We start from the raw sequence: 16223 nt of genomic DNA on the forward strand, positions 1-16223 counted from the left end.
GTGACGTTCGTTTCTCAAATTTTTTCTTAATCTTGAGTTGGATGGGGTCGGTATCTCCAACGTTGAACGACCTGGGACTGACAGCATTCGTTTCTGAGAATGGCGATTGCTATTCGGGGCACTGTTGAAAAGTTCTGAACGCACTAAGTCATCTTGGTAGTTGTAATAAACTAAAGCAGCCGGTTCCGTCATTCTAAGTTGCGGTTTTCGTATGAAACCTGGATCCCTCACAACGCAAGAAGATCCCACAGCCAGCAACCGGACCAAGCCGCCAAGGCACCAAGCCTGGCCGTCAACCTCGGCAGTTTGTCGAACCTTGCTCCGATATCGATCTGGAAGCAGAGCAACGGCTGGCAGAGCTGGTACATCGGCTCTCACCGGAAGAGTTGGGCAGGAAGTTAATGTGACAACACCCTCGCTGCGAACAAATGCCGGAACATGCATGATCGTCAACCCAGCCCCCAAAAGGTTCGTGACACGTCCAGTTTACAACAGAACCTAACAGAGCCCGAGAATACTCGGTGGAATCGGGCAGCAACATCATTAATGCTCATTATAATAGGTTTTTGCGCACTGCCTTCACATTGCTGTAACCAAGTCAATGTAGCCAATCTTGGCAACTCGAATGCTGACTTATACGATTCCCTATCTACACTGATTTCTAAACCCTTCTACATACAGAACCGACACAACCACGTAGTTCCTCTATTGCCGATGGTAGCATCCAAACGGCCCGCAATCACCTTTGAACCCGCTCGAACTTCACCTGTTAGGCGATAGGACGCGTTCCTGTGACTAAACTCCGAAACTTAATCCAAGGTCGGGTGCCACACTTCTTTCAGCGCCGAACACCCCACCATAAAAACAACCACATTACGGATCATTGGAACCAAAAGACATAGTTAGACACAATCGCAATGAGCACCCTACTCTGCGCCTTACCCATGGGTAAGATCATCCTCTTCACGCAGATCATCAATCAATACGCTCACGGCTCGTTCCAGTTTCGCGCGATCAACGCGCGTGAAATCCAGATTGTAGCGTAGTTCCAACCGACCACTTGAAGCGGAGCATTTGGCGATCCCTGCCCTGCCCGTAACCTGAAACGTGGTTTTCGCTCGGCGCGGCTTGCTCACTGATTCAGCCGGAGGTTTCGCTGCGACTTCATTCTCCTGAGCCAAGAAACCACGCAATATGGCGACCTCTCGAGTGCCATCTCTTTCTGGCTCGTTCATCAGCGCTGTATTGACCTGATGGATCAACCCGGGATCAGTATCCAGCTTCCGCTTTAACTCCACCCCGACATTCCGCGGAATGTCATTCGGATGCATCAGCGTCTCCTCGAGCATCGCAAGCAAACTGGCGAACGCACGGATATAGCTGCGTTTGGTGTAGCTTGCTGACTTGAACAACGCAGACACGGCCTTGTCTACGTCCGGGCAATCGTTCGTTGGATCATCTGCATACGCACGCGCCAAAGATCCCATCTCAGAAAATGAGATGTCTTTTCGGATCAGGTTTTCATCCACCATCCGACGATAGCTGTCATTCAAATCCGCCGGCTCTGAAATTCCGGCGGGGATTGTCGCATATCCTGTATCGCCGGTTTCCTCTAGCAAGGCGCGATAGGCCGACAACCGTCGCATACCCTGTACCAGCTCATAGCGCCCATCAGAACGGCGCTCGACACGGATCGGGTTCGACAGGCCGATATCCTGAATTGATGCTTTTAACTCATCCAGTTCCGGATCAGGCCCAGGCTTGCGATCTCGTGTCAGACGTTCGGTAAGCACATCCGCCAGAGCGACCTGCTCTGTCACCAATCCTTCACTCCGGAGTCGAACCAGTTCATGCGCGAGCCTGTCATTCTCAACACGGATCGCGTCTTCGGTAGACTGTTGATCACGCAACGCATCTGCGTTCTCGGAGATAGCCGCCGCCATTGGTCCACGGCGCTTTTCAAGCGCTCCGTCAGGTGTTTTTCTGGCCGGGATATCTTCCATCGCTGGCATGTCGATATCGAACATTCTGCGTTTGCGGCTCATGCGTCATCCTCCAACTTATCCCAGGCCGACAACATAACGCCCCGGAATTCATCGTAAACGTTGTCAAAAGTCGACCGTGCACGACGCCAGGTTTCCCGCGTCATCTCACGATAATCCATCTCGTAAACCGAGCTCAGGAAGCGCCCCGATTGTTCAACGGCTCGCGTCATTTCAACCGGGTGTTCGGCAAGATGATCCCCAAAGACTTTGCGGAAAGCGTCGTACATTGCTGTGTGAAGTGCATTGCCCGGCTCATACCGAGTCAGCAAGAAGCGCAGTTCGCAGAAGGTCTTGGGTAAACCGATCTTACCCGTGGGTAAGGTCTTGTCGAAGCCATAGGCCAGATCTTCGAGCGCTTCAGCCAACTGACCGATGAACGATGTCGTTGAATCGTATTCCCAATAGCCGGGCCCGGACGGGATATAGAGCATATCAGCGGCGAACACTGCGTTCATCGACTGATAGCCAATCGCGGGTGGACAATCGAACAGGATCAGATCGTAAGCGTCGTCCGGGATCTGATCCAGATAGCGTGACACCGCGGCAAAGAACGACCACTCTGGATTCAGATGGCGATACTGAGCAGACGCGAATTCAACAAAGGCTGCGTTTGCGCATGAGGGAATCGCGTCAATGGTCGACCACGAGGTCTGCTTGATGAAGTCCGATATCCGCAGATCACCAAGGCCCATATCGGTAATTGATGGTGGCAATTCGCGGCGGGGCAGGGCGGTTCCGGACTCCGCAGCCGCAGGGCGGTTGTTCATCCGTGTCGTCTCACGGATCAGATCGCGGGCCATGATGCCCCAAACCGTATAGTCTTCGGCAACGTCGGTCAGCCCCATCGAATGGCTGAGCGTAGCCTGTGGGTCAAAATCCACCACCAACACACGATAACCGTCTAGTGCCGCAGCATGCGCGAGGTGCAGAGCAACAGTCGATTTACCAGCGCCGCCCTTGAAGTTCGCGACGGCTGCGCGGATCGCGCGCTTACCCGCTGGGCGCGGCGGCGTTAGCGCCTTGCGATTGATCTTGAGCCTCCGCCGCAACTCATTGACTTCTTCCAGGCTGAACCAGCGCTGACGCCCATCAGGCTCTACCTCACCGCCAGGCAAGGAGGGATCAGCGGCCAGCTTTCCCCGGAAGGTCGACTGATTCACTTTGAAGATCAGCTCGGACACCTCCCAGCTTGAGAAGCGGCGTAAGGTCTTCTCCATCTCGGGACTGAAGGTTTGCTGCCGAATCCAGCCCTGCAGCTTCAGGGACTGCGTACGCAATGCGTTTAGGTCTTCGTGCGTGTACATGCCTCAATTCTCATTTGTTGGACGCTATTTTTCTCACTTTCGTTATTTACGCTTGATTTGCGGTTTTAGCAAAAGAAATTATTGTGGAGTTGTGAACTTACCCATGGGTAAGAAAATAAGACTGATGAGCGCTGAAACCGATTCGGTTAGTAGCCATCAGTTAGATGGGACTCCGTCGCCGGATTCAGGCGACATTTAGGGGGACGTATTTGGCCGAACCTCTGCATTTGGGGGGACATCATAGGCTGTTAAGGGGTCAACCAAGGTGTCCCCCATCACCAGAACTTCACCTATTTCTTTTCTTTTTTGAAAGCAGATTGGGGCATCCATCGAACGCAAGTGTAACCAAGTCTTGACAGAATCGGATTATTGGACGCTAATCGGGCCACAATCACGAAAAGCGTTGGGAAACAGCGCATTCATGGCGGATAAACCCGTTTGAGGCATGTAAAGGCGGTGAGGACACCTATGCAGGTTGCGAAACCAGTCGGGCGTAATGCGCCTGCACTGAAGTATGATATCCTGTCAGCATTGGCAGTTTATGCGTTGTCCGGTGACAAGCATAGGCACCGTAGCGTCCTACGACTGATGACGTTGGTCACCACGCGGTACAATTGGCGTTCCAACGAGCTGTCGATCGGTCGTGAGGAGATCGCACGCCTCTGGTCCGTGAACGAACGGACGGTAAAGCGAGAAATGGCGAAATTTCGGAGCTCGGGTTGGATAGCGGTAAAGCGTGCAGCCGTACGTGGGCGTGTCGCTGTATACGAGCTGGACCTCAAACAGCTCATGCTGGACACGGCTGAAATCTGGCCTGTGATCGGATCCGATTTTCAGGATCGGATGCAGCAGGAACCGACAGAGACGACAAATGTCGTACCCTTTCAGGGCAAGCCGACTGTCCCGCCGCCTGAAAGCGAAGATGTCTGGGGCCAGGTCCAGTCCATTTTATATGGTCGCGATCCTGAGCTTTGGGCCAGCTGGTTTCAGCATCTGAACGAAGCCGAGCGGGCAGGGGGGCAAGTAACGTTGATTGCGCCGTCACGCTTTATGGCGGACTATATTGCCCAAAAGTGGATGTCCCGTGTTCTGGCAGCCTATGGGCGCGTCGATCCATCGGTCCGGACTGTGCGCATCGAGGCCGCAGAATAGGGCAGGGGGCGGGTGGGCTTGCTCAACGAGGGTGGGCAGACTATCTAGCGACGATGGTTTAAGGGCGGTACGATCCATTCCGCCTCGCCGTTGATCACTGTGGAAGCTGACATTGCTAAAGATCAAATCGAAATTCGCAGCACTCACCGAAGATTCAATCCTGTGGCGGTTGCTGGCTGAGAACATCCGGGCCCAGATGGTGCCTTATATCATTGCTACCATTGCAATGGTCTTTGTTGCGCTCACCACTGCAGCGGTGGCATTCATCATGCGCGATGTGGTGGATTCGCTGTTTGACAGTGAAAATTCCAGCAAGATTCTGGGTGTTTCGATCGCGGTCTTCATGATCTTCCTTATCAAGGGTATCGCGACGTACGTGCAGGTGGTGGCGCTGACACGAGCGGGAAACAGAATAATCGCTCAACAACAGATCAGGCTCTATGACAAGCTTTTGCGGCAAGGGGTTTCTTTTTTTAACCTTACCGAAAGCTCGGACCTCTTGATGAGGGTGACTCAATCAGCGCAGGCTGCACGGATGGTGATCGAGGTCATGGTGACCACCGCTGTTCGTGATGCGCTGACATTGCTTGGTTTGCTGTTCGTTATGTTCTATCAGCAGCCGGTTCTGTCATTGTTCACTCTGATCATTGGTCCCCTGGCGATTTGGGGTGTTCGATCCCTACTGCGCAAGGTGCGCGCGATTGCGGATATGGAATTGCAGTCGATGGCGGCGATCATGAAAGTGATTCAGGAGACTTCGGCGGGCATTCGAGTGGTCAAAGCCTTCGGGCTCGAAGAGCGGATGGCCGGACAGATGTACACGGCCGTGAAAAGCGTGGAAAAGCGCAGCAACAAACTCGCGCGTTTGCAAGCAGCAACCAGCCCGTTGATGGATATTTTGGCGGGTTTTGCCATCGCTTCGGTGATCGGACTAAGTGCCGCCAAGCTTTTCGGTTCAGCTGGCTCCACCCCGGGTGAGTTGATGTCATTTGTGACGGCGCTGATGATGGCCTATGAGCCTGCCAAACGTCTGTCAAAGGTGCGGGTGAAGATGGAGGTTGGCCTACGGCGGGTGAAGATGCTGTTCAACCTGCTGGATCAGCCCGAAACCCTTCCTGAAGAAGCAGACCCCAAGGCGTTGCCGGATGGTCCGCGTCAACTCGTGTTCGATAACGTTTCATTTGGGTATCGCAAGCGCGACCTGATCCTGAAAGACCTGTCGCTGACCTTTGAAGCGGGTCAAACGACGGCGCTTGTTGGCCTGTCGGGTGGCGGTAAATCGACCATTCTGAACCTCGCGCTGCGGCTCTATGACCCGATTAGTGGATCGGTGTCGATTGACGGGTTGGACATCAAATACGCGTCCTTTGAAACGCTGCGCAAGAACATGTCTTTCGTGGGTCAGGAGACGTTTCTGTTCTCGGCTTCAATAGCCGACAACATCCGGTTTGGTCGCGAAGGGGCGTCACAGCAAGACGTAATTGATGCCGCGAAGGCTGCAAACGCTTACGATTTCATCATGGCGCTTGAAGATGGGTTTGACACCATGGTCGGCGAAAACGGCGCCTTCCTGTCAGGGGGGCAGAAACAGCGTCTTGCGATTGCGCGCGCGTTGTTGCGTGACAGCCCGATCTTGCTGCTAGACGAACCGACCAGTGCGCTGGATTCACGGTCCGAACATCAGGTGCAGGAAGCATTGCATCGTTTGACCAAAGGGCGGACGACGATCATCGTTGCGCATCGCCTGTCCACTATCATGCATGCGGACAAGATCGTGGTCATTGAAGCCGGAGAAGTTCTGGAACAAGGCAGCGCGGCGCAGCTGCTGGAACATGATGGACCGTTCAAAACTCTGTACGACCATCAGTATTCCAGCTCGGTCAAAGCAGAATGAGCTTAGGGTCTAAAAAAACGCCTCTGGACGCTTCGGTTATCATCCCGACCTATCAGAGCTGGGATCAGCTGCAGCTTTGTTTGGATGGTCTTGTGGCGCAGACCATTGCGGCTGATCGCTTTGAAATACTTGCGGTAAACAACGATCCCACTGATCCAGTGCCTGAGGGTTTTCGGTTACCTTCAAACGCGCGCATTCTGAGTGAGGCAAAGCCCGGTTCATATGCTGCGCGAAACCGCGGTATCGAAGATGCGGCGGCTGAGTTGCTGTTTTTCACCGATTCCGATTGCCAGCCTGATCCCCAATATGTAGCGGCGGGTCTGAAGATCGCCTCAGACCATCCTGAGGTCGGGCGGTTTGGCGGCAATGTCGTGCTGATCCCGAACGGTCGGGATTGGACAACAACCGAACTTTACGATGTGCATCTTGGGCTTGAGCAGCAGAAATGGGTCGAACGGGGCAGGGCGGTGACCGCTAACCTGATCGTACGTCGCTCTGTCATGGATCGGGTCGGTCGTTTTAACGACACGGTGCTATCGGGCGGGGACATGGAGTGGAATGATCGGGCCAAATCTGCAGGTGAGCCCATCCTGTTTGCTGCAAATGCCATTGTCCGCCATCCCGCGCGCGGCAGCCTGCGAGAGCACATTACAAAAGCCCGCCGCATCGAGGGCGCGCGTTTGCGCCGCAATGCTAAGCGTGGCTTCGTGAATTATATCCCGCCTATTCACAAAATGATCCCGTCCTTCAAGACACTGAGAAATCTCCTTAGGACTCCTGAGCTGTCGACGGGGCAAGCTTTTGGGGTTTGGGGCGTTCATTATGCACTGCGGATCGTGAAGATCACTGAAACTGTTCGGTTATTGTGGTTCCGGCAGCCTGACCAGCGGAAATGAGGGCGTTTCGGCAGCTCGGTGGTGCTGCGCATTTATTACCGATTATGAGCGCAATGAGCCCTGCGCCTTACATCTAAGCGGATGTTCCGCAAACTTTTGGAATGGCCAGCGACTTACTGGACACACGGATTTGTTGCGAAGTTTCTGACTGAACGAAGAGATGACACCGAACCAGCGGCTTATGTCGCCAGTTCCGCAAATTGACGAAATGGGCAGATTCCGAGTGTGAGTAGGCCTTTGCGGATCATGTGCGTCACTTCGATTCCGTCCAGTTTAGCAGCCGCTGAAGCAAAGGCCATGAACCCTAGCAGGCGCACTGCGCTCGCCACCCGCGACGGGCTATTCTCCGGTAGTGACGCAATGGGGTTTTGTAAGATGGCCCTGATTCACCCGGATTGGTGCGTTCCCCTGATTTAATTTACTTGCCGCAACAGCAATAAGCATATCTGGGAGTTCCGCGTTCTTTATGCTGCGTTCGCGCGAGTCCGCAAAGTCTGCATTCTGTGAGATTGAGCGGCTCCCAACTTTGCCCATGCAGCGATTGACCGCAAAGCGGGCTGCGATCACAGCGCCCCAATTCCGCGCGCAAGGCCCGGTTTGGGCCGTCCTCAACTGAACCAGTCGGACCTATCGATCGAATGTTGCGCCGCATCTGATGTCGGCTTCGAGACCGAATTAACCACCGCCGCGATAAGCCTTATCTGACGCGATCCGCTCCTGCAGTCACTAGGTTAGCGAGGCAATTCCAGCGGAACTCTGCTAGACAGGCTTCGCACGCAAAGCTTGCCACCCAAATTTCTTCAGGTTGTGCTATTCTGTAGTCACTTTTCCAAGCTACGTTTTCAGAAAGGGGATTGATCCATGTCCAACAAATCCAAATCCCGGTCCGACGAGAAAGGCGATGCACTCGCACGGCAAAAACGTCTGCTGCGCCGACAGCACGAAGCTCGCAAGAACGAATGTCGCGGTCTCCAACCAGACGATATCGGAGTGGTCCGGGTGGAATTCAGCGTCCCCGCCTCGCGCTTGTTCGGCGCGGGAAACTTCTCGGCTGGGGGCAATACCGGCGGACGCACCGTCGACGCCGATGGAGACCCCAACGACGATATCCTGATCTTCGACAGCGACACAGGCCCCGGTGGCGACGAAGTGCTTCAGATACCGTGGCCCCCGGGATCTGATCCCGACTGACGGGTTTCCGGGCGATGTTCGATCTATCTGCGCTCGTGGCGCCGCTATCTCCTACGGTGTTCAAAGACGAGTACTGGGAGCGGAAACCCTACGTCACCCATCGCGGCGATCCGGGTCGCTATGTCGGTCTGCTCGACCTCGAGGACGTCGATGCTATCCTGTCGGAAAGCCATGTCTCCGCCCCGTTCATAAGATTGGCTCGCGATGGCAAGGTCATCCCGTTCGAGGCGCTGCGCGGGGCTGGACCGTTCGGTCACGTCGGCACGCTCGATCGCCTGTACGAAGAATACCGTGACGGGGCCACGATCATTCTTCAGGCGCTTCAGGACCGCTGGACACCGTTGCGGCGCTTTTGCCAGGGGCTCGCCACCGAGTTCTCGGCGGCGTTCCAAGTCAACGCCTACCTCACCCCGCCGGGTGAACAGGGATTTGCTACGCACTACGACACTCACGACGTCTTCGTGCTGCAACTCGAGGGTCGCAAGCACTGGCGGTTGTTTGACAACCCCCGGCACCTGCCGACCGTCGGTCAGCCACCCTCCGAGGCCGAGGGCGGCCCCGGTGACCTGATCGACGCCTTCGATCTCGAAGCCGGCGATATTCTCTACCTGCCGCGCGGCTGGTGGCATGATGCCGTCGCCCGCGACAGAACTTCGCTGCACCTAACCGTGGGCGTGTTCCCTGTGACCTGGAGGGTCGTTGCCCTGCACGCGCTGGAACGCGCCGTTCTGGCGGATCCGCGGTTCCGCGAATCCTTGCCGGTAGGGTTCTCCGTAACGCCTGCCGCGCGCGACGTGGCCCAGGTGCGTTGGAACTCGCTGGTCGAACTGCTCTGCCGCGAACTGCATCGCCCCGAAATCCTCGAAACCGCCTCCGATGCCGCCCGTGCCGCGCGTCAACCGACGCTCCGCGGCCATCTCGTCGATCTTGCTGGGATTGAAGCGCTTGGGCTGGACACCGATGTGATCCCGCGCGCAGGCACCGGAGCGATCCTCGACTCTGGCCCTGACGGGCTTTGCCTGCACTTCAACGGTAAAGCGATGACCTTTCCGCCGCATGTCGAACCCGACCTCGTGGCTCTAATGGACGGGCAATGTGCCACCGCCCGCGCCTTGCCTGGGAATCTCGACGACGACGCACGGCTGCTTCTCGTACGCCGCCTTGTGGAAGAGGGTTTTCTCACCCTCGTCCCTCCGAAGAAACAAGGTTGATCACGCCGTCCTTCGTCTCGCGCTTCTGACCTACGCCTTAGCCACCCTCGCCAATACCCAGCGCCAATCCGTCCCCAGTTCCTAACGACGGGTCATGACAAGTTCCGAAGGAAATGTTGTGATTGCCCGAAAGAATGGGGTCAAAGAAGAGATTTTGTCCAAGAGTGACGAGTGCCTGGTCAGGATTTCCATCCCACAGAAAATCTGTATCTGTTAGAGGCGGGGGCAGGCGTTGAACGTCAGCCCGCGCAGCCGTGCCGGCTATCACCGTTGTCAGGTATAATATCGAGATGATCAGCTTCGCCGAGCGCTTGGCACAATATGTGAGAGTCATGTCTTTTCCCTTCGCAAGCTGATGCCTCTCGCTACGTTCGATTGAAACGCAGCAGCTTTGGTTTTGATGTTTAAATGGAATGGTTCGCCTGGTGGCCGACATGCAGATCAGGCGCCGGGTGATGATCCGACAATCGGCCCATCATCACCGCATCGACAAAGCCGCCCGGACGACGGGCGTATTTGCGAATGACGCCTTCCCGCTCAAATCCAAAGGCTTCGTAAAGCTCGATGGCGTGAGTGTTGTCCGACCACACCAAGAGGCCGGTTCGTTCCAGCTGCAACCAGTTATCACAGAGATCCAGCATCGCGCCCAACAACGCTTTGGCTATTCCCTTGCCCTGAAAGTCGCTGCGGACCGCGACCAGATCAATTTCGCCTGCGTGATTGTGGCGTGGCACGTCCGGCGTCGACGACATAAAGCAGATGCCAACGACACTACCGTCTACTTCAGCCACCAGTTTGTAGTCGCCCAGTCCCGTGTTGATACGCGCTTCGACATTGGCGTTTGCAACATGTGGCAGGCGCATTGTGCCCAACATCACGGAATCATCAGTTAATATGCGTTTGATGTCCGATCCGTCCTGTGCTTCGACATGGCGGATTTCAATTCCCATTTTTTGTCCTCTCAATCAGGTCATCTGGCGCGCGCGAATATTTGCCCGCGCCAGTTTCTTTGCGACGTCAGCTTCTAGGCCACGATCATGGAACCTTGGGGCTGCGCATTCGCGCGACCCAAAAAGCGTTTGTTGATGGGGCTGTGTGGTTTGACAGCAATCCGCTCGTTTGCCAGCGCTTCTGCCGCATTTCGATTGCCAGAACGCAACGCAGCTTCGGTCAACGTCCAATCGATGATGTCGCGTTGCGCGTGACTGCCGCCAAACGAGTTCGCGATAAACCGCGCACCATGAAGCGCTTCGGTCGCATCTTCGTAGCGGCCCTGCCAAAATGCCCGGAACCCTTCGATCAAGGGCAGCCCTGTTGCTGCGGCCCAACGCGATGTCTCGCCGCCACCGGCGGGTGCATTGCGATATTGATCAACGATACGATCGACCTCGTCATCGCGACCGGATCCCAGATAGGCCATGGCCGCGTGCCAATCATTGAATGGATATAGCTTGCCATCGGCGTGGTTGTCCCAGCACGCTGCAACATCGGCCCAGCGGTCGGAGATGTCGTGATCTTCCAGATGCAAGCGCCACAGAAGGGCTGAGGCATCGACCAGATCCAGCGCCACGTCGCTTTTTCCTTCGCGAATCCGCGCATCGTACAGCTTGATCGCCTCATTGGTCTGACCGAGGTCTAGGTGGTACAGCGCCTTGTGCCACCAGTTGTGGACCTTGAAGAAGTTGTCATCACCCGACCAATTTGGTTCACGCGACGCCATCCATTCGATCCCGTCCTCAGCACGTCCCTGCATTTCCAGCACATGCGCGACAGCGTGCTGCGCCCAGCAGTCCAACGGATCGCGTTCGACCGCCTCCCGACCAACGGCTTCAGCACGGCCATAGTCTCCGGTCTCTTCCAACCCGAAGGAATACATGCCCAGGAGGAGGGAATAGCCCGGCTGGTCCTCCGACCACTTCGGTAGGACTCGCGCAATCCGGTCCCGCATGTCGCGCGCATTGGCGCGATAAAAGTCCATCAGGTGACCGGCTTGCAGGCCGAGAATATCATGTGGAAACGCCATGTTGTGACGATCCAACTTGACGGCAGCTTCCGTCCAATTGTTGGCAAGAAGCGCATTCAGGGCATCGACATGCGATTTTTCCAGGTCGGATTTGGCAAGTGAGCGGACTGTCGCCAAAATGTTCCGTGCCTCAGCTGCAGAATCAGGCTCGGTTGCCAATCCGAACAGATAGGCTTTCAGGATATATGGCATTGCATAATCCGGCGAGGCCTCGATCGCCTGGTCGGCCAGCGCTAAGGGATCGCCCCTGTAAATGTTGAACGCGCGCATGGCGGCGTCGTGTCCGCCATCAGCACCCATGGAACAGACTAGGTTGATTGCGTAGCGGAGGATTTCAGGCTCATCGTAACCATCAGAGAGTGGAGATGAGAATGAAATCCGGGAAACAGAAAGCGTCAGTAGAGAGAGTTGTCAAAGACATCCGCAGGAAGACACGGCGCCAGCATTCGGCAGAGGAGAAGATCCGTATTGTGTTGGATGGGCTTCGTGGTGAAGACAGCATAGCGGAGCTGTGTCGCCGTGAAGGAATAGCTACGAGCCTGTATTACAGCTGGTCGAAAGAGTTCCTTGAGGCCGGTAAGAAGCGGTTGGCTGGCGATACCGCACGCCAGGCTACCAGCTCTGAGGTGAAGGATTTGAGAGCGGAATCGTCGGCGCTGAAAGAGGTAGTCGCCGACCTGACCCTTGAGAACCGGCTGCTCAAAAAAAGCATGTTCGAGGATGGTGGAGACGACGAATGAGATATCCCGCATCCGAAAAGCTTGAGATCATCCGGCTGGTTGACGGTTCGCACCTGCCGATCAAACGCACACTGGAAAAGCTCGGCATTCCCAGAACGACCTTCTACCGCTGGTACGACAGGTATCTGTCTTTCGGCGAGGCCGGGCTTGAGGATCGCCATTCTCGGCCAGGTAGGGTTTGGAACCGCATCCCCGACAAGGTGCGCAAGCAGATCGTGGAACTGGCTCTGGAAGAACCCGAGTTATCGCCCCGCGAGCTTGCGGTGCGGTTCACCGACACCAGGCGCTACTTCGTTTCTGAGGCCAGTGTTTACAGGCTTCTGAAGGCACAAGATCTGATCACTAGCCCAGCCTGCATCACCATCAAAGCGGCGGATGAATTCCATGAGAAGACTGTGCGGCCGAACCAGCTTTGGCAGACCGACTTCACCTATCTCAAAGTCATCGGTTGGGGCTGGTTCTACCTGTCTACGATCCTGGATGATTACAGCCGTTACGTTGTCTCTTGGCGCCTTTGCACCACGATGAAAGCTGACGATGTCACAGGAACACTGGAAGACGCTTTGGCTGCATCAGGTTGTGACAGTGTCACCGTTGCCCACAAGCCCCGGCTGCTCAGCGACAACGGCAGCAGTTACATCTCTGGCGAGTTGGCGAAATGGCTGGATGAGCAGGGTATGGATCATGTTCGGGGAGCGCCCAACCATCCGCAGACCCAGGGCAAGATTGAGCGATGGCATCAGACGATGAAGAACCGTGTCCTGATGGAAAACTACTATCTGCCAGGAGCGCTCGAACAGGCCATCGGCGACTTCATCAATCACTACAACCACAACCGATACCACGAGAGCATCAGCAATCTGACACCCGCCGATGTCTATTTCGGTCGAGCCGAAACAATCCTCAGACGCAGAAAGGAAATCAAACACCAGACAATCCAGAAACGCCGCTTGCTGCATCATCAGAACGCGGCGTAGATTGAAACTACGGCGAGCCTGATCCTCCTAAGCCAATCAAACGCTCGTGTTCCAAATCATTCGATGACGGACACCCTCGACTTCATGCTATCCAAGCGCCGGAATAAAGCGGCGGCGACCAAGTTCTTTGCTCGTGCGCTTGAGGCGAAGGGTTTGCCACGGAAAATCGTCATCGACAAAAGCGGTGCTAACGCCGCTGGCATCAAAGCCATAAACAAGATGCTGGAAGGCTTTGGCTGCCCTGTACCAATCGAGATGGTGAGCGGAAATATCTCAACAACATCATTGAACAAGACCATCGCTTCATAGAACGTCGGATCAGGCCAATGCTGGGTTTCAAGTCTTTCGATTCAGTTGCATCTGCCCTAGCTGGTATCGAACTGGTCAACATGATCCGCATAGGTTAATTCACACCCGGACTCTCCCCGTTTCAGCAGTTTGTTCAACTGGCAGGATAATCAACCCACCTGCGCCATCTCTCCAGCCTTCAACGAAAATTGCGACAGAACCGCCATTGCGCTCTGAATTCAGCGTGAAAATACTTCTGAAAAGTATTTTGAACGCGAGCTTGCCGCACATTCACACACACGTTGCATTGCCTTACTTGTCTCTTTGCCGATCAACCCGTCTATTGGACCGGCATAACGTGCTTCCCAATAAAAACTCAGAAGTCTCTGCATCTCTTTGGCGGTATCTTTGTCCCAGTCCGAAGCGGAGCGTTCAAGAAGTAGGCTTTCGCCGTTGCGCAATGCAGCGTAGTAGTATTTCGCCGCCTGCTCAGGATTTTTTTTAACGCCGTAACCTACTTCGTAATTCCATCCGGCTTCGACATTGAAGCGGCTCTCGCCGCTATCTGCAAGTGTGAGGACCCAGAAAGCATAGCGTTCTGCGTCTTGTGTGAACCCACTGTTGCCGGAATAAATCTGAACTAAACGGCGTTGAGCGTGCGTATCGCCTGCACTAGCAGCGGATTCAAAAAGCTCTGTGGCTTTTTGTCTTGTGTTCGGATTTTCATGGGCGAAGTATTCATTTGCAAGACGATTTTGTGCTGGAACACTCCCTGCTTTAGCGGCACGGTCAAGAAATTCTAGACCTAATGTTCTTTGCTCTTTTGTGGACCGCGTATTGGATACCAAGCGGTGGCCAATTTGGAACATCGAATCTAGGTCACCGGCGCTAGCCGCGATTTCATAGTAGTACATTGCCTTGTCATTTTTTGGAGCGGAAGATCCAGTCGCCCCACTGAAGTGATCGCCAAGTATTTTCGCAAATTCTGCATTCCCTCCACGCGCTTCCGTTTCGAAAAACAAAATACCTTCCTCGACATGCGCATTGTTTTCACTTTGCAATAACAATTTTCCCAGTTTTACTCTGGCCAAAGCATGACCGAGTCTGGTCGCTTCTCTGAAGTTACTAACGCTAGCTTCAGTATTTCCACCGAGCAACTCCACCCGCGCAAGATTATAAAAACTGCGGGCATGCTGTGGATGTCCTTCAGTCGCAATTTTACAGGCAGGTATCGCTATTTCGAGTTCAATGTTTTCGTCAATTACTCCGGGCGAGCGGTTCGGCTTGGATAAATCGTCTGGGTCTGATGCCAACTTATCGCATGCCAATACCAACGGACTCTCGGTCAAACGAGGATCTGATGCTTTTGTTTCTTTTTGCTGAGTGGTTTGGGTGGCTGGAACCAAATAAAATTCTCGATCTGGTAACGAACCATAGGTGTACGGCTCTTGGTAACCATCCGTCAATGACAGTACAGAAGATCGTACCTTGCGAAAGAGCCGCCCTATTTCGAGCCCCGGCTCTTCAATGTGTTCTAACAACGCCTGAGCGTAAGGGCTATTTCGACCGTCGCCGTCCAGCGCTAACGTACCTGCGCGAGCGGCGTATCCAACCAAAACGCCACCGGGGTCGACCCGGCCGAGCCCCCGACCAATCGAACGTGTCGTGGAAGTCCGTGTCATGTTCGTTAGGAATGGATTATTCCGGCATGCATCCACAAGAACCACTTTCAAACCGTTGGTGACGGCTATGGAGTTCACCACCGTATCAAGGCGAATGGCCTCAAGTTCAACGTCGAGGTCACTTTTCAGCTCCGCGTTGACCGGAACAAGGAAGTTGGTGTTGTCGATTTCGATCCCGTGCCCGGCAAAGTAAATAAGCACTGTTTCGGCATCTCGTGCGACTAGCGCAAAGTCGCGAACCGTCAGGCGCATCGTGCGATAATCCAAATCAATACCTTCGGTTACCTCAAAACCAATACGGCCAAGTGCCAAAGAAAGGTCTCTTGCGTCGTTAGCAGCATTAGGGAGATTGGAAACGTGCTGATAATCGGAATTTCCTATCACCAAAGCGACTCGCTTACTTTCCGCTGCGCTCGCGTTTGGCATGAAAAAAGAGACCGTTGCAAAAACTATGGCCCAAAACAAATTAACAAACACCGGCATCGTAGTACTCACACACAATCAAGTTAGACGGCTAGGAAAAATCAAACGATGATCTGGACCAAAACTATTTCTTGTATTTCATCCAAATGCCTGAACGATCTCCATTGAACCAAAAAGCCAACAAACTAATTATACCGAAGATAGTGAAACTATCAAAGTGCTTGGGATCAGGACACATAGCCAATAAATGACGAGTGACGCTAGTGCGATGACTGATAGGAAAATCTGTCGTATCTGATCGCCACACTGTGCTTATCTTTCAGCCTGCCGAACATGATCTCTAGACGCACAATGGACCTCTGGAGTTCATGTGCTCTTCAATACCGCTAACCTGAGC

At 54.5% G+C, this 16223-nt stretch carries 12 protein-coding genes and 1 pseudogene; 7 read left to right on the top strand and 6 right to left on the bottom strand.

Going from position 1 to position 16223, the window contains the following annotated elements; translation table 11 throughout:
• Window positions 1–938 precede the first annotated feature (938 nt).
• Both ACR3EM_RS18865 and ACR3EM_RS18870 read right to left on the bottom strand, forming a co-directional pair.
• Window positions 939–2045 carry a ParB N-terminal domain-containing protein gene (locus ACR3EM_RS18865; protein ID WP_480472177.1) on the bottom strand — a complete coding sequence of 369 codons (1107 nt, stop codon included), beginning with the start codon at window positions 2043–2045 and terminating at the stop codon, window positions 939–941.
• Window positions 2042–3349, bottom strand: coding sequence for an AAA family ATPase (locus tag ACR3EM_RS18870; protein ID WP_480472178.1), 1308 nt, complete (start codon window positions 3347–3349; stop codon window positions 2042–2044). Before ACR3EM_RS18870 ends, ACR3EM_RS18865 begins: the two co-directional genes overlap by 4 nt.
• Window positions 3350–3817: 468 nt before the next feature.
• Between ACR3EM_RS18870 and ACR3EM_RS18875 the strand changes: the two genes are divergently transcribed.
• From ACR3EM_RS18875 to ACR3EM_RS18895, 5 genes are all read left to right on the top strand, one after another.
• The gene (locus tag ACR3EM_RS18875; RefSeq protein ID WP_480472179.1) at window positions 3818–4501 is read left to right on the top strand and encodes a DnaA N-terminal domain-containing protein; all 684 of its coding nucleotides are present in this window, start codon (window positions 3818–3820) and stop codon (window positions 4499–4501) included.
• Between the two features lie 112 nt (window positions 4502–4613).
• Window positions 4614–6395, top strand: coding sequence for an ABC transporter ATP-binding protein (locus ACR3EM_RS18880; protein ID WP_480472180.1), 1782 nt, complete (start codon window positions 4614–4616; stop codon window positions 6393–6395).
• Window positions 6392–7291, top strand: coding sequence for a glycosyltransferase family 2 protein (locus ACR3EM_RS18885; protein WP_480472181.1), 900 nt, complete (start codon window positions 6392–6394; stop codon window positions 7289–7291). The genes ACR3EM_RS18880 and ACR3EM_RS18885 overlap by 4 nt, the downstream gene beginning before the upstream one ends.
• An 861-nt stretch (window positions 7292–8152) precedes the next feature.
• A complete protein-coding gene (locus ACR3EM_RS18890) occupies window positions 8153–8482 on the top strand; it encodes a hypothetical protein (RefSeq protein ID WP_480472182.1) in 330 nt (109 codons plus the stop codon).
• Between the two features lie 14 nt (window positions 8483–8496).
• Window positions 8497–9693 carry a cupin domain-containing protein gene (locus ACR3EM_RS18895; RefSeq protein ID WP_480472183.1) on the top strand — a complete coding sequence of 399 codons (1197 nt, stop codon included), beginning with the start codon at window positions 8497–8499 and terminating at the stop codon, window positions 9691–9693.
• A 37-nt stretch (window positions 9694–9730) separates the two neighbouring features.
• Here ACR3EM_RS18895 and ACR3EM_RS18900 read toward each other — a convergent pair whose 3' ends face one another.
• The 3 genes from ACR3EM_RS18900 to ACR3EM_RS18910 form a co-directional block, all read right to left on the bottom strand.
• Complete coding sequence (locus tag ACR3EM_RS18900) at window positions 9731–10027, bottom strand: cytochrome c peroxidase (RefSeq protein WP_480472184.1); 297 nt, start codon at window positions 10025–10027, stop codon at window positions 9731–9733.
• Window positions 10028–10097: 70 nt separating this feature from the next.
• A complete protein-coding gene (locus ACR3EM_RS18905) occupies window positions 10098–10643 on the bottom strand; it encodes a GNAT family N-acetyltransferase (protein WP_170687528.1) in 546 nt (181 codons plus the stop codon).
• Window positions 10644–10717: 74 nt separating this feature from the next.
• Window positions 10718–11986 carry a tetratricopeptide repeat protein gene (locus ACR3EM_RS18910; protein WP_480472185.1) on the bottom strand — a complete coding sequence of 423 codons (1269 nt, stop codon included), beginning with the start codon at window positions 11984–11986 and terminating at the stop codon, window positions 10718–10720.
• Between the two features lie 95 nt (window positions 11987–12081).
• Between ACR3EM_RS18910 and ACR3EM_RS18915 the strand changes: the two genes are divergently transcribed.
• A protein-coding gene (locus ACR3EM_RS18915) for an IS3 family transposase (protein WP_480472186.1) occupies window positions 12082–13433 on the top strand; the annotation gives its coding sequence in 2 pieces (ribosomal slippage) (window positions 12082–12418 and window positions 12418–13433; 1353 coding nt in all).
• A gap of 72 nt (window positions 13434–13505) precedes the next feature.
• Window positions 13506–13840 (top strand): annotated as a pseudogene (locus tag ACR3EM_RS18920) (DDE-type integrase/transposase/recombinase); the annotation flags it as partial.
• Window positions 13841–13960: 120 nt separating this feature from the next.
• On the opposite strand, the gene ACR3EM_RS18925 reads toward ACR3EM_RS18920, so the two are convergent.
• Complete coding sequence (locus ACR3EM_RS18925) at window positions 13961–15886, bottom strand: caspase family protein (RefSeq protein ID WP_480472187.1); 1926 nt, start codon at window positions 15884–15886, stop codon at window positions 13961–13963.
• Between the last annotated feature and the right edge of the window lie 337 nt (window positions 15887–16223).

Source organism: Ruegeria sp. AH3 (assembly GCF_056536265.1).

Bases quoted from the DNA above. Each gene is read 5' to 3' on its own strand.
- ACR3EM_RS18865 (WP_480472177.1), bottom strand. From the start codon at position 2,045: ATGAGCCGCAAACGCAGAATGTTCGATATCGACATGCCAGCGATGGAA.
- ACR3EM_RS18870 (WP_480472178.1), bottom strand. From the start codon at position 3,349: ATGTACACGCACGAAGACCTAAACGCATTGCGTACGCAGTCCCTGAAG.
- ACR3EM_RS18875 (WP_480472179.1), top strand. From the start codon at position 3,818: ATGCAGGTTGCGAAACCAGTCGGGCGTAATGCGCCTGCACTGAAGTAT.
- ACR3EM_RS18885 (WP_480472181.1), top strand. From the start codon at position 6,392: ATGAGCTTAGGGTCTAAAAAAACGCCTCTGGACGCTTCGGTTATCATC.
- ACR3EM_RS18890 (WP_480472182.1), top strand. From the start codon at position 8,153: ATGTCCAACAAATCCAAATCCCGGTCCGACGAGAAAGGCGATGCACTC.
- ACR3EM_RS18895 (WP_480472183.1), top strand. From the start codon at position 8,497: ATGTTCGATCTATCTGCGCTCGTGGCGCCGCTATCTCCTACGGTGTTC.
- ACR3EM_RS18900 (WP_480472184.1), bottom strand. From the start codon at position 10,027: ATGACTCTCACATATTGTGCCAAGCGCTCGGCGAAGCTGATCATCTCG.
- ACR3EM_RS18905 (WP_170687528.1), bottom strand. From the start codon at position 10,643: ATGGGAATTGAAATCCGCCATGTCGAAGCACAGGACGGATCGGACATC.
- ACR3EM_RS18910 (WP_480472185.1), bottom strand. From the start codon at position 11,986: ATGCGCGCGTTCAACATTTACAGGGGCGATCCCTTAGCGCTGGCCGAC.
- ACR3EM_RS18925 (WP_480472187.1), bottom strand. From the start codon at position 15,886: ATGCCGGTGTTTGTTAATTTGTTTTGGGCCATAGTTTTTGCAACGGTC.